The 21,255-nt window shown below is 72.4% G+C and carries 18 protein-coding genes; 14 read left to right on the top strand and 4 right to left on the bottom strand.

Annotated features, from left to right (window positions below):
- Nucleotides 1-2 precede the first annotated feature (2 nt).
- From K7472_RS12070 to K7472_RS12050, 5 genes are all read left to right on the top strand, one after another.
- Nucleotides 3-860 (top strand): ABC transporter permease, encoded by an 858-nt coding sequence (locus K7472_RS12070; RefSeq protein WP_222977209.1) that lies wholly within the window; start codon nt 3-5, stop codon nt 858-860.
- A gap of 33 nt (nt 861-893) precedes the next feature.
- Nucleotides 894-3,008: an ABC transporter ATP-binding protein gene (locus tag K7472_RS12065; protein ID WP_222977038.1), complete on the top strand. Its 2,115-nt coding sequence runs from the start codon at nt 894-896 to the stop codon at nt 3,006-3,008.
- A 307-nt stretch (nt 3,009-3,315) separates the two neighbouring features.
- Nucleotides 3,316-5,511, top strand: a complete 2,196-nt coding sequence (locus K7472_RS12060) for a discoidin domain-containing protein (protein WP_222977207.1) — start codon at nt 3,316-3,318, stop codon at nt 5,509-5,511.
- A 76-nt stretch (nt 5,512-5,587) separates the two neighbouring features.
- Nucleotides 5,588-6,643 carry a LacI family DNA-binding transcriptional regulator gene (locus K7472_RS12055; RefSeq protein WP_222977037.1) on the top strand — a complete coding sequence of 352 codons (1,056 nt, stop codon included), beginning with the start codon at nt 5,588-5,590 and terminating at the stop codon, nt 6,641-6,643.
- 121 nt (nt 6,644-6,764) lie between these two features.
- Complete coding sequence (locus tag K7472_RS12050; RefSeq protein WP_222977036.1) at nt 6,765-7,607, top strand: SAM-dependent methyltransferase; 843 nt, start codon at nt 6,765-6,767, stop codon at nt 7,605-7,607.
- A 106-nt stretch (nt 7,608-7,713) separates the two neighbouring features.
- On the opposite strand, the gene K7472_RS12045 is transcribed toward K7472_RS12050, so the two are convergent.
- A complete protein-coding gene (locus K7472_RS12045; protein ID WP_222977035.1) occupies nt 7,714-8,238 on the bottom strand; it encodes an ATP-binding protein in 525 nt (174 codons plus the stop codon).
- A 251-nt stretch (nt 8,239-8,489) separates the two neighbouring features.
- On the opposite strand from K7472_RS12045, the gene K7472_RS12040 reads away from it, so the two are divergent.
- From K7472_RS12040 to K7472_RS12020, 5 genes are all read left to right on the top strand, one after another.
- Nucleotides 8,490-8,738: a DUF397 domain-containing protein gene (locus K7472_RS12040; protein WP_222977034.1), complete on the top strand. Its 249-nt coding sequence runs from the start codon at nt 8,490-8,492 to the stop codon at nt 8,736-8,738.
- Between the two features lie 108 nt (nt 8,739-8,846).
- Entirely contained in the window at nt 8,847-9,758 is a 912-nt protein-coding gene (locus K7472_RS12035; protein WP_222977033.1) for a Sco1979 family transcriptional regulator, read from the top strand.
- A 185-nt stretch (nt 9,759-9,943) separates the two neighbouring features.
- A complete protein-coding gene (locus tag K7472_RS12030; protein ID WP_222977032.1) occupies nt 9,944-10,699 on the top strand; it encodes a L,D-transpeptidase family protein in 756 nt (251 codons plus the stop codon).
- Nucleotides 10,700-10,855: 156 nt separating this feature from the next.
- The gene (locus K7472_RS12025; protein ID WP_222977029.1) at nt 10,856-11,770 is read left to right on the top strand and encodes an MBL fold metallo-hydrolase; all 915 of its coding nucleotides are present in this window, start codon (nt 10,856-10,858) and stop codon (nt 11,768-11,770) included.
- Nucleotides 11,771-11,977: 207 nt separating this feature from the next.
- Nucleotides 11,978-13,273: a glycoside hydrolase family 3 N-terminal domain-containing protein gene (locus K7472_RS12020; RefSeq protein WP_308013876.1), complete on the top strand. Its 1,296-nt coding sequence runs from the start codon at nt 11,978-11,980 to the stop codon at nt 13,271-13,273.
- Between the two features lie 36 nt (nt 13,274-13,309).
- On the opposite strand, the gene K7472_RS12015 is transcribed toward K7472_RS12020, so the two are convergent.
- On the bottom strand, nt 13,310-14,284 hold the full coding sequence (locus tag K7472_RS12015) for a GlxA family transcriptional regulator (RefSeq protein ID WP_222977027.1): 975 nt from the start codon (nt 14,282-14,284) through the stop codon (nt 13,310-13,312).
- Nucleotides 14,285-14,370: 86 nt separating this feature from the next.
- Here K7472_RS12015 and K7472_RS12010 point away from each other — a divergent pair, with 86 nt between their 5' ends.
- Complete coding sequence (locus K7472_RS12010; protein WP_222977025.1) at nt 14,371-15,060, top strand: universal stress protein; 690 nt, start codon at nt 14,371-14,373, stop codon at nt 15,058-15,060.
- A 39-nt stretch (nt 15,061-15,099) separates the two neighbouring features.
- Complete coding sequence (locus tag K7472_RS12005) at nt 15,100-15,561, top strand: nucleoside deaminase (RefSeq protein ID WP_222977024.1); 462 nt, start codon at nt 15,100-15,102, stop codon at nt 15,559-15,561.
- A 90-nt stretch (nt 15,562-15,651) separates the two neighbouring features.
- On the opposite strand, the gene lpdA is transcribed toward K7472_RS12005, so the two are convergent.
- Nucleotides 15,652-17,052 (bottom strand): dihydrolipoyl dehydrogenase, encoded by a 1,401-nt coding sequence (gene lpdA, locus K7472_RS12000; protein WP_222977023.1) that lies wholly within the window; start codon nt 17,050-17,052, stop codon nt 15,652-15,654.
- Nucleotides 17,053-17,169: 117 nt separating this feature from the next.
- Here lpdA and K7472_RS11995 point away from each other — a divergent pair, with 117 nt between their 5' ends.
- On the top strand, nt 17,170-18,282 hold the full coding sequence (locus K7472_RS11995; RefSeq protein WP_222977022.1) for an XdhC family protein: 1,113 nt from the start codon (nt 17,170-17,172) through the stop codon (nt 18,280-18,282).
- A 53-nt stretch (nt 18,283-18,335) separates the two neighbouring features.
- Here K7472_RS11995 and K7472_RS11990 read toward each other — a convergent pair whose 3' ends face one another.
- The gene (locus K7472_RS11990) at nt 18,336-19,769 is read right to left on the bottom strand and encodes an amidase (protein WP_222977021.1); all 1,434 of its coding nucleotides are present in this window, start codon (nt 19,767-19,769) and stop codon (nt 18,336-18,338) included.
- A 317-nt stretch (nt 19,770-20,086) separates the two neighbouring features.
- Between K7472_RS11990 and K7472_RS11985 the strand changes: the two genes are divergently transcribed.
- The gene (locus K7472_RS11985; RefSeq protein WP_222977020.1) at nt 20,087-21,241 is read left to right on the top strand and encodes a glycoside hydrolase family 3 N-terminal domain-containing protein; all 1,155 of its coding nucleotides are present in this window, start codon (nt 20,087-20,089) and stop codon (nt 21,239-21,241) included.
- Nucleotides 21,242-21,255: the final 14 nt, after the last annotated feature.

Genomic DNA, 21,255 nt, shown 5'->3' with positions numbered 1-21,255 from the left:
ACATCGCCGTCGAGATCCAGACCGGCTGGAAGCTGACACTGCGTGAGTTCGCCCGCAACAAGCTGGCGCTGCTCGGCGTGGGCATCCTGGTGTTCTTCGTGCTGTTCTGCTTCGTCGGCCCGTTCGTCTACCACACCAACCAGGTGGCGACGAACCTGCTCAACACCGACCAGCCTCCGGGCAACGGTCCGCTGGGCACCGACTCCAACGGCTTCGACGTGCTCGGCCGCCTGATGCTCGGCGGCCAGACCTCGCTGGAGATCGGTCTGCTCGCCGCCGTCATCGCCACCGTCATCGGCACCCTGTGGGGCGCGGTGGCGGGTCTGCTGGGCGGCCTGGTGGACGCGGCCATGATGCGCGTCGTCGACATCCTGCTGTCGCTGCCGTTCCTGCTGGTGGTGCTGATCGTCGCGCACCGCTACGGCTCCAACGTGTGGAACCTGTCGCTGATCCTCGGTGTGTTCTCCTGGCTGGTCCCGGCCCGTCTGGTCCGCGGTGAGGTGCTCACCCTGCGGGTGCGCGACTTCGTCTCCGCGGCCCGGGTGATGGGGGGCAGCCGCACCCGGCTGATCTTCCGTCACCTCATCCCGAACGCCATGGGCACGGTGATCGTCAACATCACCTTCCAGATCGCCGACGCCATCCTCGCCCTCGCCGCCCTCGGCTTCCTCAACTTCGGCGTGCACTACCCGCACACCGACTGGGGTTCGCAGATCGCCGACGCGGCCGACAACCTGTCCAACGGCTACTGGTGGCTGGTCTTCCCGGTCGGTATCGCCCTCGTGCTGGTCGTGATGGCGTTCAACCTGATCGGCGACGGACTGCGCGACGCCGTCGACGTACGACTGCGCAAGCGCTGACGGGAGCGGACAGTGACGGAAACGAGGAACACCATGGCTCCGCTTCTCGAGGTCGAGAACCTCACCACGCACATCCAGCTGTCCCGCTCGGTGGTGCGCCCGGTCGAGAACGTCTCCTTCCACCTCAAGGCGGGTGAGACGCTCGGCCTGGTCGGCGAGTCCGGCTGCGGCAAGTCGATGACCGGCCTGTCCCTGATGGGTCTGCTGCCGCCGGGCGGCCGGGTGCTGGAGGAGTCCTCCATCCGGCTCGCCGGGCGCGAGCTGGTCGGGCTGCCCGACAGCGAATGGCGCGGCATCCGCGGCAACGAGATCGCGATGGTCTTCCAGGACCCGATGTCCTCGCTCGACCCCACCAAGACCATCGGCTACCAGGTGGCCGAGCCGGTGCGGCTGCACCGCGGGGCGAGCAAGGCCGAGGCGATGGAACGGGCCGCCGAGGTGCTGGCCCTGGTGGGCCTGCCGCGGCCCAAGGAGCGGCTGAGCGACTACCCGCACCAGCTCTCCGGCGGTCTGCGGCAGCGCGTGATGATCGCGATGGCGCTGGCCTGCGAGCCCAAGGTGCTGATCGCCGACGAGCCGACGACCGCGCTGGACGTGACCATCCAGGCGCAGATCCTCACACTGCTCGCGGACCTCAAGGACCGCCTGGGCATGTCGATGATCCTCATCACCCACGACATGGGTGTGGTCGCCGGGCACGCCGACCGCATCAACGTGATGTACGCGGGCCGGATCGCCGAGACGACCACCACCGACCGGCTGTTCGCCGGCATGCGGCACCCCTACACCCAGGGTCTGCTGGCCTCCATCCCGCGGCTGGCGCAGGACAACACCCAGCGGCTCTACACCATTCCGGGTCTGCCGCCGGACCTGTCCGACCCCCCGGCCGGCTGCCGGTTCGCGGCGCGCTGCACGCACGCCACCGACCGCTGCCGCACCGAGGAGCCGGAGCTGACCGGTTCCGAGGACTCGCACCGGTTCGCCTGCTGGCACCCGGTCGACGGGGCGCTGCCGCCCGCCACGGTGTCGGTGGAGAAGTCCGCTCCCGCGGAGGGGGCGGGAGCGGACGAGGCGCCGGCGAACCGGCCGCTGCTCGAAGTGGTCGACCTCGTCAAGGAGTTCCCCGTCGGGGGCGGGCTGCGACGCGGCAAGGTGAGCGTCAAGGCGGTCTCGGGGGTGTCGCTGTCACTCGGCGCCGGGCAGACCTTCGGCCTGGTCGGCGAGTCCGGCTGCGGCAAGACCACGCTGGGCCGGATGATCGTCGGCCTGGACAAGCCGGACAGCGGGCGGGTGACGCTGGAGGGCACCCAGATCGACGCGCTGCACGGCCGGGAGTTGCGCCGCCACCGCCGCGACCTGCAGATGATGTTCCAGGACCCGTACTCCTCGCTGGACCCGCGCATGCGCGTCGGGGCCATCCTGCGCGAGCCGTTGCAGATCCAGGGCATCGGCACCGCCAAGGAGCAGACCGACCGGGTCAAGGAGCTGCTCGGCGAGGTCGGCCTGCCGACCAGCGCGCTGGAGCGGTTCCCGCACGAGTTCTCCGGCGGCCAACGGCAGCGCATCGGGCTGGCCCGGGCGCTCACCCTCAACCCGAAGGTGATCGTCGCCGACGAGCCGGTCTCCGCGCTGGACGTCTCCATCCGCGCGCAGGTCCTCAACCTGATGAAGCGCCTCCAGGCCTCACACGGGATGTCGTACGTGGTCATCTCGCACGACCTCGCGGTGGTGAAGTACCTGGCCGACCGCATCGGTGTGATGTACCTGGGCAAGATGGTCGAGGTCGGCTCCGGCCAGGACATCTACGAGCGGGCCGCGCACCCGTACACCGCCGGTCTGCTGGAGGCCATCCCGATCCCGGAGCCGGAGGTGGAGCGCGGCAAGCGTGGTGGCGGCATCAAGGGCGAGCTGCCCTCGCCGCTGGCCCCGCCGTCCGGTTGCCGGTTCCGTACCCGGTGCCCGTTCGCGCAGGACAAGTGCGCCGAGGAGGAGCCGCTGCCGCGGCTGTTCGGTGACGGGCACGTCGCGGCCTGCCACTTCCCGTTGCAGACCCCGGTGGAGCGCTCCGCGCACTCTTCCGACGCCACCGGTGGTGCCCCGGGCACCTCGACCGGCAAGGCGGAGGGGGAGGCCACCGCCGCGGTCTGACGGGACCCCGCACGCGGTGGGGTGGCGGTACGCCGGGTACCGCCACCCCACCGCCCCATGGGCGACGGGCATCATCAAGGGTTGACGGCTCCTCGGGCGTCAACCCTTCAGTTTTTGTAGGTATGTTGACGCGGCGTCAGTCCGCGATACGTGGATTGCCACGGTACGTCCCCATGTCGGCGCGGCCACGCGCACGCGGTCGTGTCCCATGCCTTGACACCTTCGAAGCGGCGTCGCGACACTCCCGGGAGAGCGCTCTCTGACGGCAATACCCCCACCCCTCCTCCGGCAGGAGATGTGCATGCCCATGAGAACCGGCCGCGCCCTGACGCGGCGTCAACTCCCCTGGCTGCGCGGCGGTCCGCTCGCGCTGTGGGCCGTGCTCCTGGTGGTCGCCGCCGCGCTGGTCGCCCCCGCCGTGCCCGCGCGGGCCGCGGACTCGCTGCTGTCGCAGGGCAGGACCGCCACCGCCTCGTCCACCGAGAGCGCGGCGTTCCCGGCCTCCGACGCGGTGGACGGCGACACCGGCACCCGCTGGTCCAGCGCCTTCAGCGATCCGCAGTGGCTGGAGGTCGACCTGGGCTCGACCGCCACCGTGGACCGCGTGGTCCTCAACTGGGAGACCGCGTACGCCAAGGCCTTCCAGATCCAGACCTCCGCCGACGGCACCCAATGGACCACCGTCTACTCGACGACCTCCGGCACCGGCGGCACCCAGACGCTGAACGTCAGCGGCACCGGCCGCTACGTACGGATGTACGGCACCCAGCGGGCCACCCAATGGGGCTACTCGCTCTGGGAGTTCCAGGTCTACGGCACCCCGGGCGGCAACGGCGGCAGCACTCCCCCGCCGACCTCCGACACCCCGGACTTCGGGCCCAACGTCAAGATCTTCGACCCGTCGATGTCCGCCTCCAGCATCCAGTCGACGCTGGACTCGGTCTTCGCCACCCAGCAGTCCAACCAGTTCGGCACCGAGCGCGACGCGCTGCTGTTCAAGCCCGGCACGTACTCCGTGCAGGCCAACATCGGCTTCAACACCCAGATCGCCGGCCTCGGCCTGTCCCCGGACGACACGCAGATCAACGGCTACGTCACCTCCGACGCGGGCTGGAACAACGGCAACGCCACCCAGAACTTCTGGCGCGAGGCGGAGAACCTGTCCATCACCCCGCCCAGCGGCACCGATACCTGGGCGGTCTCGCAGGGCGCCTCGCTGCGCCGGGTGGACGTGCACGGCGAACTGAAGCTGGACCCGAGCGGTGACGGCTGGTCCTCCGGCGGCTTCCTGTCGGACTCCCGGATCAGCGGCCAGGTCTTCTCCGGCTCCCAGCAGCAGTGGATGACCCGCAACACCGACTTCGGCAGCTGGAGCAACGGGGTCTGGAACCAGGTCTTCGTCGGCGACCCGAACGCGCCCGCGACCAGCTTCCCCAACCCCACGTACACCACCGTCGCGCAGACCCCGTACTCGCGCGAGAAGCCGTTCCTGTACGTGGACGGCTCGGGCGACTACCACGTCTACGTGCCGTCCCTCCAGCAGAACACCACCGGCCCCACCTGGACGAGCGGCACCACCCCCGGCACTTCGCTGCCGATGCACGACTTCTACGTGACCCAGCCGGGCGACAGCGCCGAGACCATGAACGCCGCGCTCGCCGCCGGTGACGACCTGCTGATCACACCCGGCGTCTACCACCTCGACCAGACCCTCCAGGTCACCCACCCCGACCAGATCGTGCTGGGCCTCGGCCTGGCCACCCTGGTCCCGGACAACGGCGTCACCGCCATCAGCACCGCCGACGTGGACGGCGCCCAGATCGACGACCTGCTCATCGAGGCGGGCACGACCGACTCGGCGCAGCTGGTGCAGATGGGCACGCCCGGCTCGACGGTGAGCCACGCCTCCGACCCGCAGTCGATCGAGGACGTGTACGTGCGCATCGGCGGCGACGGCGTCGGCAAGGCCACCGACAGCCTCGTGGTGAACGCCGACAACACCATCGGCGACAACCTGTGGCTGTGGCGGGCCGACCACGGTTCCGGCGTCGGCTGGACCAGCAACACCGCCGACACCGGCCTGATCGTCAACGGCGCGGACGTGACGATGTACGGGCTGGCCGTGGAGCACTACCAGAAGACCGAGGTGCTCTGGAACGGCAACGGCGGCCGCACCTACTTCTTCCAGAACGAGAACCCCTACGACCCGCCGGACCAGGCGTCCTGGATGAACGGCTCCACGGACGGCTACCCCGCCTACGAGGTGGCTCCCGGGGTGACCAGCCACCAGGCGTGGGGCGTCGGCAGCTACTGCTACTTCGACGTCAACCCGGCAGTGGTCAACGACCACGCCTTCCAGGCGCCGGACGTGACCGGAGTCAGCTTCCACGACCTGCTGACCGTCTCGCTCGGCGGCGTCGGGACGATCAGCCACGTCATCAACTCGACCGGCGCGGCGGCAAATTCCACCACCAACAACGTCTACCTCACCAACTACCCGTAAACCCTGGCCCGTTCGCTCGCGTCAAGGTGGCCGCGCCCCCCTCCCGTCGGGGCGCGGCCACGGATATAAAGGCCCGATGAGCAGCAACGCGACGCCTCCGTCCCGGCCCGCCACGCTGGAGGACGTCGCCCGCGTGGCCGGGGTGTCGCGGGCGACGGTCTCCCGGGTGATCAACGGTGCCGCCTCCGTGGATCCCGCGCTGCGCCGCGCCGTGGAACAGGCCGTCGACGCCACCCGTTACGTGCCCAACCGGGCCGCCCGCTCCCTGGTGACCCGACGCACCGACTCCGTGGCGCTGGTGGTCTCCGAGCGCCGCGACCTCACCGTCTCCAGCCCGTTCGTGGGCCGGATGTTCAGCGATCCGCACTTCGGCAGGGTGGTCAGCGGGCTGCTGGAGGTGCTGCGGCCTGCCGGGGTGCAGCTGATGCTGATGCTCGCCGACGACGACGCCTCCTGCGACCGGCTCGTCGGCTACCTGCGGCAAGGGCACGTGGACGGCGTGGTGCTGATCTCGCAGCACGCTGCGGACCCGCTGCCCGAACTGCTCGCCGCGTCCGCCCTGCCCGCGGTGCTGGCCGGGCGCCCGGCGCGGCCGGACCTGCCCATCGGCTCGGTGGACGTCGACCAGGCGGCCGGCGCCGCGCTCGCCGCCGACCACCTGATGGCCCGGGGTTGTCGCCGGATCGGCACGATCACCGGGCCGCTGGACATGCCCTCGGGACGGCACCGGCTCGACGGGTTCACCGCGGCGGCGGCCCGGCACGGACGGGGCGACGTGGTGACCGTCGAGGGCGACTTCACCCAGCACGGCGGCGCGACGGCGATGACCGCGCTGCTTCAGCGGCGGCCCGACCTGGACGGGGTGTTCGTCGCCTCGGACCTGATGGCGCTCGGGGCGCTGCCGGTGCTGCACCGGCGCGGGCGGTCGGTGCCGGACGACGTCGCGGTGGTCGGCTTCGACGACAGCAGCGCGGCGCTCGCCTGCGAACCGCAGCTGACGACGGTCCGGCAGCCGGTGGAGGAGATGGCCGCCGAGATGGCCCGTTCACTGCTGGCCCGGATCAACGATCCCCAACAGCCCGCGCTGTCACGGGTGTTCGACCCGGAACTGGTGGTCAGGCGCTCGGCCTGACGTCTGTGGACCGGGTGCGTGTGTGGGCCGGGTGAACGACGGATCCGCGCGGCGGCGGGAGGGCTAGGCTGGCTGGCGGGTTGACAACCGTGTCGGCCCCGCGCGGGAGGGAGCACGGGTGATGGCGGAGGCCGCCGACTGGATGAAGGCGAACCCGAGGCCGCCGGTGGACCTGCACACCGACAGGCCGCACGCGGCGCGGGTGTACGACGTGCTGCTGGGCGGCAAGACCAACTACCCGGCCGACCGCGCGGCGGCCGAGGAGACCGTGGCGGCGCTGCCCAACGCGGTGCCCACGGCACGCCAGAACAGGGCGTTCATGCACCGGGCGGTGCGCTGGCTGGCCGGTGAGGCGGGCGTCCGGCAGTTCCTCGACATCGGCACCGGCATCCCCACCTCGCCCAACCTGCACGAGGTGGTCCAGGAGATCGCGCCGGCCTCGCGCGTCGTCTACGCCGACAACGACCCCATCGTGCTGACGCATTCGCGTGCCCTGCACACCTCCCACCGCGACGGCGCGACGGCGTACATCCACGGTGATCTGGGTGATCCGGCCGGCATCCTGGAGGACCCGGAGCTCAACGCGACCCTCGACCTGAAGCAGCCGACGGCGCTGACGCTCTTCGCCGTGCTGCACTGGCTGCCGAAGGAGCGCGACCCGCACGCGATCGTCCGCGAGATCATGGACGCGCTGCCCTCGGGGAGCTATCTGGCGCTCAGTCATGTGACCGCGGACTTCGAGCCGGAGGCGCTGCGGCAGGTGTCGGACAACTTCGAGTCCAAGGGATCGCACGTCAACAGCCGTACGAAGGCGGAGATACTGCGGTTCTTCGACGGCCTGGAGCTGGTCGAGCCGGGTGTCGAGGTGGTGCACCGGTGGCGTCCTGACCCGGTGAACATCGGGGCGGACAGCCTGTCCCCCACCGACATCCCGCTGTACGCGGGCGTGGCCCGCAAGCCCTGACCGCCTGCCCTCGCGCCTTGGCCCGCCGCCCCGCGCGGCGGGCGACTCGCTTTTCCAGAAGGCGTGTTGGCCGTCGGCACAAGGCCTGCCGGCCGACGGCCGAGCGTCAGACGTTGCCGGAGACGACCGCCCAGACGGCCTTGCCGACGACGTCCGGCTCGGTCCAGCCCCAGGAGTCGCTGAGGCAGTCGACGACGCGCAGCCCACGGCCGCTCGTCGCCAGGTCGTCCGGCGCCCGCAGACAGGGCGTCTCGGGGCTGGGATCGGAGACCGCGCACAGCACGGTGTCCCCCCTGCGCAGCAGCCCGAGCCAGATCGGGTGCGGCGACAGCGGCCGCTCGCCGCAGCCGGTCAGTCCGTGGCGCAGGGCGTTGCCCAGCAGTTCGGATCCGACCACCGCCGCGTCGTCACAGAGCGCGGCCATGCCCCAGCCGTCCAGCGTGGAGCGGATGAACTCCCGTGCTCCGGGGACGGCTTGGGGTTCGCCCTCCAGGGCGCAGGCGGCGAATCCCGAGGCGCCGCGGCCTTCGTCGCCGGAGGTGAACGCCCCCTCGGCCGCCGCCGCGAGCCAGTGCTTGCGGGATCCGTCCCCGGCGGAGTGTGCTGGTGAGCCGACCGGATGTGTAGTCATCACGCTCTCCGCGGAGCCTCTCGACAGTCGTCACGAAGGTCTTCCTGCCCGCCCTACTATTCCCGCGCGACGCTGGCGCTGCAAGCACATCTGCAATTACAGTCACGGGTAAGCACACCAGTAAGTGCATCGGTAAGTGCAGTGGCAAACACATCCGTAAGCACAGATGCACGTGCAGGCGAAGTTGACTGCTTTGGCAGGTCACTTGCCCAGGTGACCCTGTGTCAGCGAGGACGAAGGAGCGGGCTGGAATGCGGCAGATCGACAACGGCGTGCGGTCCACGCTCATCGAGGGCGTGGTGTGGAAGAAGAGCGCCCGCAGCAACCCCGGTGGCAACTGCGTCGAGGTGGCCGCGCTCCCCCAGGGCGGTTTCGCGGTGCGCAACTCCCGCCACCCGGAGGGCCCGGCGCTCGTCTACACCCACGCCGAGATCGAGGCGTTCATCGGCGGTGCCAAGGACGGCGACTTCGACGCGCTGATCGGCGACGGCGGGCGGTAGCCGCCGCGCGGGCGGCGGCCGGGGCGGCTCGTTCCCCACGCACGGCTGTACCAACCGGCCACGTGGATGCGAGACTTGGTGTTCGCCCCGTCACCCAGGAGAGTCGTCATGACCGCCATGATGCGGCCGAGCAGCAGCGAACCGCCGATACGGCGCTACTTGGAGCACCCTCGCGGTGGCCCGACCGTCCTGCGCATCGTGCTGGGAACCCAACTGCGCAAGCTGCGCATCCAGAAGGGCATCACCCGCGAGCAGGCCGGCGAGGCGATCCGCGGTTCGCACGCGAAGATCAGCCGCCTCGAACTCGGCCGCGTCGGCTGCAAGGAGCGCGACATCGCCGACCTGCTCACCCTCTACGGTGTCCACGACGCCGACGAGCGCGGGCAGTACCTCGAACTCGCCCGGCAGGCCGGGATGCCCGGCTGGTGGCAGCAGTACGGCGACGTGCTGGAGCAGTGGTTCGACACGCTGATCGGCCTCGAGGAGGCCGCCTCCCTGATCCGCACCTACGAAGTCCAGTTCGTCCCCGGCCTGTTGCAGACCGAGGACTACGCGCGCGCGGTCACCAGGCTGGGGTACCGCCACGCGTCGCAGCGCGAGATAGAACGCCGCGTGGAGCTGCGCATGAAGCGCCAGCAGTTGCTCAAGGCCTCCGACGCGCCGAGGCTGTGGGCGGTCGTGGACGAGGCGGCGCTGCGCAGGCCGCTGGGCGGGCGCGAGGTGATGCGCGGTCAGCTGGAGCACCTGCTGCGGATCACCGAGCTGCCGAACGTCACCGTGCAGGTGGCTCCGTTCGACATCGGCGGCCTGGCGGCGGCGGGCGGCCCGATCACCATCCTGCGCTTCCAGGAGCCCGACCTGCCGGACGTGGTCTACCTCGAACAGCTGACCAGTGCCCTGTACCTGGAGAAGCTGGACGACGTCGACAACTACATGTCGGTGATGGACCGGCTGTCCGCGGAGGCCGAACAGCCCAAGGACACCGCGGAATTCCTGAGGCGGCTGCTCGCCGAGGCGTAGGCGGCGCGACACGCCGGTGCGCGGGCAGCGGGAAGGACCGCGGCGTGTAGGCCACTTCAGCGGCGTGGCCGAGATCGCTCGTGGGAAGCGGGGGGCGCGGGTGCGCGCCCTTTAAGCTGTGCGACGAGGCGGGCGACCGGATCCGCCCGCTCCGGACCCCGAGGCTTTCGAAAGGCCCCCACGCAATGCCCGCGCGCCGCACTCCGCTGACCTCAGCCGCCCTCGCCCTGCTCGCCGTGGGGGCACTCGCCGGATGCGGAGGGCACGGCGACGGCACCGCCGCCGACGGCAAGCCCCCGACCGCGGCCGCCAACGTCTCGCCGGACGGCGGCCACGCGCAGGCGGAGCGGCTGCCGCAGCGGCTGCCCGGAGTCGGCCCGCGCACCACGGCCCACATCCCGGCCGACGCCCAGCAGGTCGTGCTGGTCACTGGCCACGACGAGCACTCCCCGCACTCCACCGCCGTCCTCTACCAGCGCACCGCCGACGGCTGGCAGGCCGGCGCGTCCTGGCCCGCGCACAACGCGCTGGACGGCTGGACCACCGACCACTACGAGGGTGACCTGCACTCCCCGGAGGGCGTGTTCACCCTCACCGACGCGGGCGGGCTGCTCGCCAACCCGGGCACCAAGCTGCCCTACACCCACTCGTACGGGTTCACCGCGACCGGCGCGGGCTTCGAGGGCGAGCCGCTGGCCGGCGCGTTCAACTACGTCGTCGCCATCAACTACAACCACGTCCCCGGCACCTCCCCGCTCAGCACCGAGCGGCCGATGGGCGCCTCGCGCGGCGGTGGCATCTGGATCCACGTCGACCACGGCGGGCCCACGCACGGCTGCGTGAGCCTGACGCAGGATCACATGAAGGAACTGCTGCGGGCCCTGGACCCGGCCCGTCACCCGGTGATCGTCATGGGTGACGTGAGCTGGCTGGCGCAGTAGTCCGCGGCCGACGCGTGACGGGCGGTACGTGACAGGGGCCGCCGCACGGCACGTGGCAGGGCTTGCCCGACGGCACGAGGCGGGGTCGCCCGGTGGGGCGTGAGGAGCGCGCGGCTACACTCGCGCCGCCCGTTCCCTCGCGTCCCGGAAGGCCTCATGACCGAGCAGCCCGCCGCCCCGTCCGCCCCCCGCATGGTCGCCGTCGCCGACGGCGTGCACGCGTACATCCAGCCGGACGGCGGCTGGTACCTCAACAACGCCGTGCTGATCGACGGTCCCGACGCGGCGATATCGATCGACAGCGCCGCCACCGAGGCGCGCACCGCCGCCTACCAGGACGAGATCGCCCGGGTCACCGACCGGCCGGTGCGCACGGTCGTCGCCACCCACCACCACGGCGACCACACCCACGGCAACCACCTGTTCAGCGGTGCCACGATCGTCTCGCACCCCTACTGCCGGGACCGGGTGCTGCGCGAGGACTACCACGCCGTGCTGCCGATGTTCGCCGGTCCCGAGTGGGGCGACATCCGGGCTGCGGGCCCCGCGGTGACCTTCGCCGAGCGGCTCGAGCTGTGGAGCGGCGAGCGCCGGGTCGAGCTGCGCCACCCCGGCCGGGCCGCGCACACCCACGGGGACGTGTACGCCTGGCTGCCCGACGACCGCCTGCTCATCAGCGGTGATCTGATCTTCAACGGCGGCACCCCGATGCTCGCCGAGGGCTCCCCGACCGGGCTGCTGCGGACCCTGGAGGAGATCGGCGAGCTGGCGCCGCGGCTGATCGTGCCCGGCCACGGCGAGCCCTGCGGCCTGGAGGCGGTCGAGGCGACCACCGACTACCTGCGCTGGATCCTCGGCGTGGCACGCGACGCCCACGCGGAGGGCCTCTCGCCGCTCGACGCCGCCCGTTCGATCGACGCGGGGCGGTTCTCGGGGCTGCGCGAGCCGGAGCGCCTGGTGATGAACCTGCACTCCTGCTACGCGGAGTTCGAGGGCACGGCGGTCGACATGGGGCAGCTGGCCGCGGACACCTTCGCGATCGTCGGAGGCCCGATCCCGAGCTGCGCCTGACCCGGCCGCAGGGCGTGCCGGGGAGCCTTCCGGACCGCGTGCCGAGGGGTGTGCCGGGGGCGGCGGCCGGGTGGCGGGGCGTTAGGCCTTTCGGCACCCGATCCGGGTCGCGGCCGCGCGTCGCCGTGTGCGGGGCGTGGTGTCCTGTGTTTCGCTGAGAGAGCCCGTACCTACTGTCCTATCTTTCGACAAGGTGGCTGGTTCTCCGTGTCAGGTCGCGCTCGTGCCAGGAATCTGCGTCTGGCCGCCCTTCCGCTCGGTGTCGCGCTGGCGGTGGCGGGCTGTGGCAGCTCCTCCTCCCCCTCGTCCCACCCGTCCGGCGCCGCGAGCGTCCCGCACACCTCCGGCAGTCCCGCTCCCGGCACCACGAGCGGGGCGCCCTCCGGCACGCGTTCGACGACAGCCGCCGCGAGCACCTCGTCCGGGTCGCCCAGCCACTCCGCGCAGGCTTCGGCCTGCGTCAACAACGTCTACGCGGCGATGTCGGACAAGCAGCGGGTGGGCCAGCTGTTCATGGCCCCGGTGACCGCGACCGGCATGACCACGGCCGAGCAGAACGCGATCAGCGACAACGACGCGGGCTCGGTGATCCTCACCGGGCGCTCGTCGGCGGGCGTGCAGTCGACCAAGTCGCTCACCGGGCGCGTCCAGGCGGCGGCGCCCACGGTCGGCGGGAAGAAGGTGGGGCTGCTGGTCTCCGCCGACCAGGAGGGCGGCCAGGTGCAGGTGCTGAACGGGCCCGGGTTCTCCGTGATCCCGTCGGCCATGGCACAGGGCGGATGGCCCACGTCCAAGCTCCAGACCAGCGCCGGGACCTGGGCCTCGCAACTGCGCTCCGCGGGCGTCGACCTGGACCTCGCGCCGGTGGTCGACGTGGTGCCGCCCCGCCTGCAGAACACCAACGCGCCCATCGGCATGCTGATGCGCAACTACGGCACCGACGCCTCCACCGTCGCCCGGCAGAGCAGCGCGTTCGTGCGCGGCATGGAGCAGGCCGGGGAGCTCACCACCCTCAAGCACTTCCCCAGCCTCGGCCAGGCCAGCGGCAACACCGACGTGACCGCGGGCGTCACCGACACCGCCACCCAGCGCACCGGCGACTACCTGACCACGTACGAGAGCGGCATCAAGGCGGGCGCGCAGTTCATCATGGCGGCGCTCGCGGTCTACCAGCGCATCGACCCCACCCAGCAGGGCGCCTTCTCCTCGACCGTGCTGACCGGGATGATCCGCGACGAGCTGAAGTTCAACGGCGTCATCATCTCCGACGACCTCGGCAACGCGGCGCAGGTGCGGGCGGTGCCGACCGGGGACCGCGCGGTGCGTTTCATCGCCGCGGGCGGCAACCTCGTGCTGACGGTGAACCCGGCGACGGTCGCGCCGATGACGAGCGCGGTGCTGGACAAGATGGGCGGCGACGCGACGTTCCGCTCGCAGGTCGAGCAGAGCGTCAAGCGGGTGCTGACGGCGAAGGAGCAGGCGGGCGCGCTCAGTTGCTCGTGACCGGCGGGTACGGCAGGCGTCCCGCCCGGACGCGGCTCAGGCCGCCGGTGTCCTGACGGCCGGGCGGGACGCGAAGGTCCTGCGGTAGTCGGTCGGGGTGACGCCGACGACGCGGCGGAAGTGGTGCCGCAGCAGCGCGGCGGTGCCGAATCCGCAGTCGCGGGCGATCTCGTCGACGCCGAGCGGCGTCTCCTCCAGCAAGCGCCGTGCGTGCAGCACGCGTTGGGCGGTCAGCCAGCGGTGCGGCGTGGTGCCGGTCTCGGCGGCGAAGCGGCGGGCGAAGGTGCGCTGCGACATCCTGGCCCGGCGGGCGAGGGTGGCCACGGTGTGGTCGGTGGCGAGCGACCGCAGCATCCACGCCAGCACCGGTTCCAGGCTGTCGGCCGTGCACTCGGGGACCGCCGGGGTCACGAACTGCCGCTGTCCGCCGTCGCGTTGGGGAGGCACGACCATCCGCCGGGCGACCGCGGTGGCCGGGCCCGAGCCCAGCTCGCGGCGGACCAGGTGCAGGCAGGCGTCGATCCCGGCGGCGGTGCCGGCGCTGGTGATGAGGGTGCCGTCGTCGACGAACAGCACGTCGGGGTCGACCTCGGCGGCGGGGAAGCGGCGGGCCAGCTCGTCGGTGTGCATCCAGTGGGTGGTGCAGCGGCGGCCGTCCAGCAGTCCGGCGGCGCCCAGCACGAAGGCACCGCTGCACACCGACAGCACCGTCGCGCCTCTTCCCGCGGCCGTGCGCAGCGCGTCGAGCACCGCGGGCGGGTAGTCGCCGCGTATGCGGGCGGCGGGCACGGCCACCAGGTCGGCGCCGTCGAGGGCGTCGAGTCCGTGGGTGGGGACGATGCCGACGCCCACCTCGGTGGTCAGGGGTTCGCCGGGGCGCTCGCCGCAGACGCGGAACTCCATCGGCGGCACGCCGTCCATGGTCCGGTCGATGCCGAACACCTCGCACACCACGCCGAACTCGAAGGGGGCGGTGCCGTCGACCAGGACGGCCGCGATGGTCCTGAGCATGCGTCCAGGGTAGGTGGCAGGATCTTGTGCCACAAGGACAAAGGCGCCACTGTTGGCAGGATCTGCCGGTGACAAGACTTCATGCCATGACCACCGCACTGATGACCCACCTCCTCACCGCCGTCCTGGTGCTGACCGGCCTCGCGGGCGGCGCGCTGCTGCTCCTCGCGGTCCGTGGCCGACGCGGTCACCGGCCGACGGCACCCGGTGCCGTGCGCGCCCTCCCGGCCCGCAGGGTCGCGCTGGACGGCGTCGACGCCGGTCGGCCGCGGGTCGTGGTCGGGGTGACCGGATCGCCCGCCGGCCTCGCTGCCCTGCGGCACGCGGCCGCCCTGGCCGCCGGGACCGGCCGCGTCGTCGTCCCGGTGCTCGCCTGGGCCCCGCCCGAGGGCGAACAGGCCTACCGCCGCGCCCCCTGCCCGCCGCTGGCCAGGGGCTGGGAGCGGGCCGCCTCGGCACGTCTGACGGACGCCCTGGAGACCGTCTTCGGCGGCGCCCCGGCGGGCCTGCGGGTCGAGCCGCTGGTGCTGCGGGCCCCGGCCGCCGAGGCCCTGTGCGCGGTCGCCGACCGGCAGGGCGACGTCGTCGTGGTCGGCGACGGCACCGGCCGCCGCCTCGCCCGGGCGCTGCGCGGGACGGTACGGCGCGCGGTGCTGGCGAAGGCCCGCTGCCCGGTCGTGACGGTGCCCGCGCTGCCGGTGCCCCGCTCCGCCCTGCGCGCCCTGCGCCACGCCGACCCGTCCGACTTCCGGCTCGGCACCGGCCGGGCCGCCTGAAGCCCGGTCGGCCCGGGCGCGGGGCCCTACCGTGGGCGGATGGACGAGACGACGGCACACGGCGACCCCCGCGCGATGCTCGCGGTGGCGTTGCGGGAGGCGCGAGCCGGGCTGGCCGAGGGCGGCATCCCCATCGGGGCCGCCCTGTTCGGCGCGGGCGGGCGGCTGCTGGGCAGCGGGCGCAACCGCAGGGTGCAGGACGACGACCCGGCCACCCATGCCGAGACCGCCGCGTTCCGTGCGGCCGGGCGGATGCGGCGCTACGCGGACACCACGATGGTCACCACCCTGTCGCCGTGCTGGTACTGCTCAGGTCTGGTACGGCAGTTCGGCATCGGTCACGTGGTGATCGGGGAGGCCGTCACCTTCCGAGGCGGCCACGACTGGCTGGCCGGGCTCGGGGTGCGGGTGACGGTGCTGGACGACGCGGAGTGCGTGGCGATGATGCGGGAGTTCGTCGCCGCGCGGCCCGACCTGTGGTGCGAGGACATCGGGGAGTGAACGGACCCGGGGTCCCGGGGCGGGAGAGGCTGAACGGGCCCGGGGCCCGGGCGAGTTCACTCCCCCGGGCCCCGGATCCGCTGCCGTCCGTCACATGTTGATCATGTGCCCGGCGAGTCCGTGGATCGCCTCCTTGACCGCCTCGCCCAGCGTCGGGTGGGCGTGCACGTTGCGGGCCACCTCGTGGACCGTCAGGTCCCACTGCTGGGCCAGCGTCAACTCCGGCAGCAGCTCGGTGACTTCGGGACCGATCAGGTGGGCGCCGAGCAGCTCGCCGTGCGTGCCGTCGCTGAGGATCTTCACGAACCCGGCCGGGTCGCCGAGACCGTGCGCCTTGCCGTTGGCGGTGAACGGGAACTTCTGCACCTTGACGTCGAAGCCGCGTTCACGTGCCTGCGCCTCGGTGAAGCCGAAGCTGGCGATCTGCGGCTGGCAGTAGGTGGCGCGCGGGATCATCACGTAGTCCAGTTCCATCGTCTCCGCGTCGGCGATGGTCTCGGCGGCGATGACGCCCATGGACTCGGCGGCGTGCGCCAGCATCAGCTTGGCGGTCACGTCACCGATGGCGTAGATGTGCGGCACGCTGGTGCGGCAGCGGCCGTCCACGTCGATGGCGCCGCGTTCGGTCAGCCGTACGCCGGTGTTCTCCAGGCCGTAGCCGGTGACCCTGGGCTGGAAGCCGATCGCCTGGAGCACCTTGTCGGCCTCCAGCGTCTGGCGCTGGCCGCCGGTGGAGACGTGCACCTTGACCTGGTCGCCGGAGTCGTCGATGGCCTCGACGCGGGTGGAGGTCAGGACGTTGACGCCGAGCTTGCGGTAGCGCTTGGCGAGTTCGGCGGAGACCTCCTCGTCCTCCAGCGGCACCACCCGGTCCAGGAACTCCACCAGCGTGACCTGGACGCCGTAGTTGTGCAGCACGTACGCGAACTCGACGCCGATCGCGCCGGCGCCCGCGATGACGATGCTGCGCGGCAGGGTGTCGCTGAGGATCTGCTCCTCGTAGGTGACCACGCGCTCGCTGAGCGAGGTGCCGGGCAGCAGCTTGGTGGTGGCACCGGCGGCGATGACGCAGTTGTCGAAGGTCAGGGTCTCGGTGGAGCCGTCGGCGGTGCTCACCGAGAGGGTGTTGGCGTCGGTGAAGGTGCCCCGGCCGGTGTACTCGGTGATCTTGTTCTTCTTCATCAGGTAGTGCACGCCCTTGACCCGGCCGTCCGCCACCCTGCGGCTGCGCGCGAACGCCTCGCCGTAGTCGAAGCTCACCCGGCCCTCGACCCGGATGCCGAAGGTCTTCGCATCCTGGGTGAACAGATGGGCGAGTTCCGCGTTGCGCAGCAGCGCCTTCGAGGGGATGCACCCCACGTTGAGGCACACACCGCCCCAGTACCGCTCCTCGACCACGGCCACGGAGAGCCCCAGCTGGGCGCTGCGCACCGCGGCGGTGTACCCGCCGGGGCCGGCGCCAAGGACGACGACGTCGAAGTGTCCACTCATGCGTGCCACGATAGGACGGCGGCGGGGCCCGCGCAGGGTCCGGCCGCCGTCCTGTCCGTCACAGCCGGGCCGGGCCGCCGGAGTGCGGGGCCGCCGGGGGTGCGGGACGATGCGGCCATGCGTGAGATCCTCGCCGGGCTGAGCCGTTGGTACGCGGCCGGGGAGCCGTTCGGCCTGGCCACCGTGGTCGCGGTGAGCCGCAGCGCGCCGCGCGGGCCGGGGGCGGCGATGGCGGTCGGGCCGGACGACGAGGTGCTGGGCAGCGTCTCCGGGGGCTGCGTCGAGGGTGCCGTCCTGGAGCTGGCCAAGGAGGTCGTGGCGGACGGCAGGGCACGTCCTGCCACCTTCGGTTACAGCGACGACGACGCGTTCGCGGCCGGGCTGACCTGCGGGGGCGAGATCACCGTGCTGGTGCGTCCGGTCACCCGGGCGACCGATCCGGCCTTCGCCGAGGTCGCCGCGTCGGTGCGGGACGGCGGGCCGGTGGCGCTGGCCACGGTGACCGAGGGCCCGGCGCCGGTCGGCGCGACACTGGCCGTCTGGCCCGACGCGACGTCAGGAAGCTTGGGCAGCAAGGGACTTGACGTCGCCGTGACCGCGGACGCGCGCGGCGCGCTGGCCGGTGGCGCGACCGGGCTGCGGCACTACGGGCCGGGCGGCGAGCGCCGCGAGGACGACGTGACGGTCTTCGTCCAGTCCTTCGCGCCGCCACCGAGGATGCTGGTGTTCGGGGCGATCGACTACGCGGCGGCGGTGGCCGCGATCGGCGGGTTCCTCGGCTACCGGGTCACCGTCTGCGACGCCCGCCCGCCCTTCGCGACCGCGAGCCGCTTCCCGCCGGGCGTCGAGGTGGTGGTCGACTGGCCGCACCGCTTCCTGCGCGGCACCGACGTCGACCCGGCCACGGTCATCTGCGTGCTGACCCACGACCCGAAGTTCGACGTGCCGCTGCTGGAGGTGGCGTTGCGCACCGAGGCCGGGTACGTGGGCGTGATGGGCAGCAGGCGCACCCACGACGAGCGGACCGCGTTGCTGCGCGAGGCCGGGCTGACCGATGCCGAACTCGCCCGGCTGCGCTCGCCCATCGGCCTCGACCTGGGCGGCAGGACCCCGCAGGAGGTGGCGGTGTCCATCGCCGCGGAGATCGTCTCGACCCGCTGGGGTGGCAGCGGCGCCCCGCTGAGCCGGGTGCCGGGCGCGGTCCACCCGCCGCACGAACGTCAGGCGTGACGGGCCCGGACGCGCGCCCGGGCCCGTCACGCCCTCGCCTCACCGCATCCGCCTCACCAGATCTCCGGCCGCCGTCCCGCCCACGGCCGGGCGGCCTCCAGCTGGGCGGACAGGGACAGCAGCGTCGCCTCGTCCCCGTACCGGCCACCGAACATCACGCCGATCGGCAGACCGCCGGCCGTCCAGTGCAGCGGCACGTTGACCGCGGGCTGCCCGGTGGCGTTGTAGAGCGGGGTGAACGGCGTGAAGCGGGCGATCGCCGCGAACTCGGCCTCCGGGTCGGCCTCGTCGCGCAGTCCGCCGACGAGGGCCGGCGGCTGGGCGAGCGTCGGCGTGAGGATCACGTCGTACGTGCTCAGCAGCGCGTCCGCGACGAGTTGCCCGAGCGCGCGGAACGCGTACAGGGCGGAGGCGAGGCCGGGCCCGGAGACCTTGGCGCCGCCCGCGCGCAGGTGCCGGGTGACCGGCATCAGCAGGTCCTCCTGCTCGGGCGCGATCGGGTAGACGGTGGACATCACCTCCCAGACGGTGGTGAAGGCGTCCTTGATGCCGTCGTCCACCGGGAGCTGGATCTCCTCGACCTGGTGTCCCAGCTCCCGCAGCAACCCCGCCGCGTCCTCGTAGGCGGCGCGGCAGTCCGGGTGCAGCGGCACCCCGGGCACCGGCGGGTCGGGCAGGCCGACCACCCGCAGCGTTCCCGGCTCGCGGGCGGCGTAGGAGACGAAGCTCTCGCCGGGCGGCAGGGACGGGGCCGCGTAGGGGGCGCCCGGCATGGGTCCGGCCATCACGTCGAGCAGCGCGGCGGCGTCGGCCACCGTGCGGGCGATCGGGCCCGAGGTGCTCAGGCCGCTGACGTCGTGCTGCACCGGGCCCGAACTGACGCGTCCGCGGCTGGGCTTGAGGCCGAACAGGCCGCAGACGGAGGACGGGATGCGGATCGATCCGCCGCCGTCGCTGCCGTGCGCGACGGGGGCGAGCCCGGCGGCGACGGCTGCGCCCGCCCCGCCGCTGGAGCCGCCCGCCGAGCGCTCCAGGTCCCACGGGGTGCGGGCGGGCGGGGCGAGGCGGTTCTCGGTATAGCAGGGCAGGCCGAACTCGGGGGTGTTGGTCTTGCCGAGCATTACGGTGCCCGCCTGCCGCAGCCGGGTCACCACGTGGTCGTCCACGTCCGGCACGTGGTCGGCGTACGCGGCCGAGCCGAGCGTGCAGCGCACTCCGGCCACGAAGTTGAGGTCCTTGACCGGCACCGGAACGCCGTGCAGCGGCGGCAGTTCGCGCCCCTCGCGGCGGGCGGCGAGCGCCTCGGCCTCGGCGTCGGCCGCCTGCTTGCGGGCGATCTCGGGTGTGACGGTGATGAACGCGCCGACCGTGTCGCCGAGCCGCTCGATGCGGTCGAGGTAGTGGTCGGTGAGTTCCACCGGCGAGAGCGTGCCGGTCCTGATCGCCTCCGCCTGCTCGCGTGCGGTCAGATCGTGCGGTTCAGCCATGGCCATCCTCGTCGTCCACTGGGGTCGCCCGCAGGCCGGGATGAGCGCGATCCTCGCACTACTCGGCGGTAGCCACCAGCCCCGGCATCGCGTCGGCCGCCCGGTGGAGCGCCGGGGCGCCGGTTTCTGTGGCCGGAAGTTTCCTTCAGCGCGGCGCGTCGTCGCACGTCGCCGTACCGTCGCCGTACCGCCGAAGGAGTAGACCAACGGCGGCGGCCGAAGCCCTTTCCCGGCATCCGGGTACGGACGTACGGTCACCGCGCCTGCCATGTCACGGACATCGCGAACCTCGGAGCACTGCCGGGAAGGGGCCCTTCATGGACGCACCTCGCACGTCCTCCCTGCGCCGTCGTACTCTGCTCGCCGCGGCCGGTGCCGCCGTGGCCACCGCGTCGGCCGCCACCGGCGCGCAACGCGCCGACGCGCAGCCGCGCCACCGCCACCACCCCGCCCACCACCGGCCCGACTTGACGAGCCGTCAGCAAGCGGGCCAGCGCGTCGTCTACTCGTATCCCGGCCTGACGCCGCCCGCCGCGCTGTTGGACGCCATCGCGGCCGGAGAGGTGGCAGGCGTCATCTTCTTCGGCGAGAACATCTCCTCCGACAGCCAGATCACCTCCGTCATCGGCCAGTTGAACAAGGCGAACGCCTCCAGCCCGGTCAAGCTTCCGCTGCTGCTGATGACCGATCAGGAGGGCGGCGAGGTACGGCGGTTGCCGGGTGCGCCGGTGTCGTCGGAGAAGCAGATCGGCGCGGCGGGCGACCCGGCGGGCGCGGCGTCCACCGCGGGCACCCAGGCCGGCCAGAACCTCGCGGGCGTCGGGATGAACGTCAACCTGGCGCCGGTGCTGGACGTCTACCGCACGGCCGGGAACTTCATCGACGAGTACCAGCGCTCCTACAGCATGGACCCGGCCGTGGTCTCCTCCTGCGGGCACGCGTTCATCGAGGCCCAGCAGAAGACCGGGGTCGCGGCGACCGCCAAGCACTTCCCCGGCCTCGGGGCGGCGGCCACGGCGCAGAACACCGACGAGGGCCCGGTCACCCTCACCCAGAGCCTGTCCGAGCTGCGGTCGGTGGACGAGGCGCCGTACACGGCGGCGGTGTGCGCAGGGGTGAAGCTGGTGATGTGTTCCTGGGCGGTCTACACCGCGCTGGATTCCGGCCATCCGGCGGGCCTGTCGTCCGTCGTGGTCCAGCGGGAGCTGCGGCAGCGCCTGGGCTTCACCGGCGTCACCATCACCGACGCGCTGGAGGCGGGCGCCATCGACCCGTCGTACGACACCGGGACCCGGGCGGTCCTCGCGGCGAGCGCGGGGATGGATCTGCTGCTGTGTTCGGCGCGGGACGCCTCGCAGGGCGCCGACGCGGTGAGCGCTCTCGAATCGGCCCTGGAATCAGGGCAGTTGCCGTCCGCCGCCTTCGGCGCGGCCGTCCAGCGGGTCACGGCGCTGCGCGGCTGGGTGGGCTAGCGGGCGCACCGCGG

Source organism: Streptantibioticus parmotrematis (assembly GCF_019890615.1).
In the GTDB taxonomy this organism is placed as follows: domain Bacteria; phylum Actinomycetota; class Actinomycetes; order Streptomycetales; family Streptomycetaceae; genus Streptantibioticus_D; species Streptantibioticus_D parmotrematis.
Note: the sequence above shows the minus strand (reverse complement) of the source record. Positions and strands in the feature narration are given on the sequence as shown.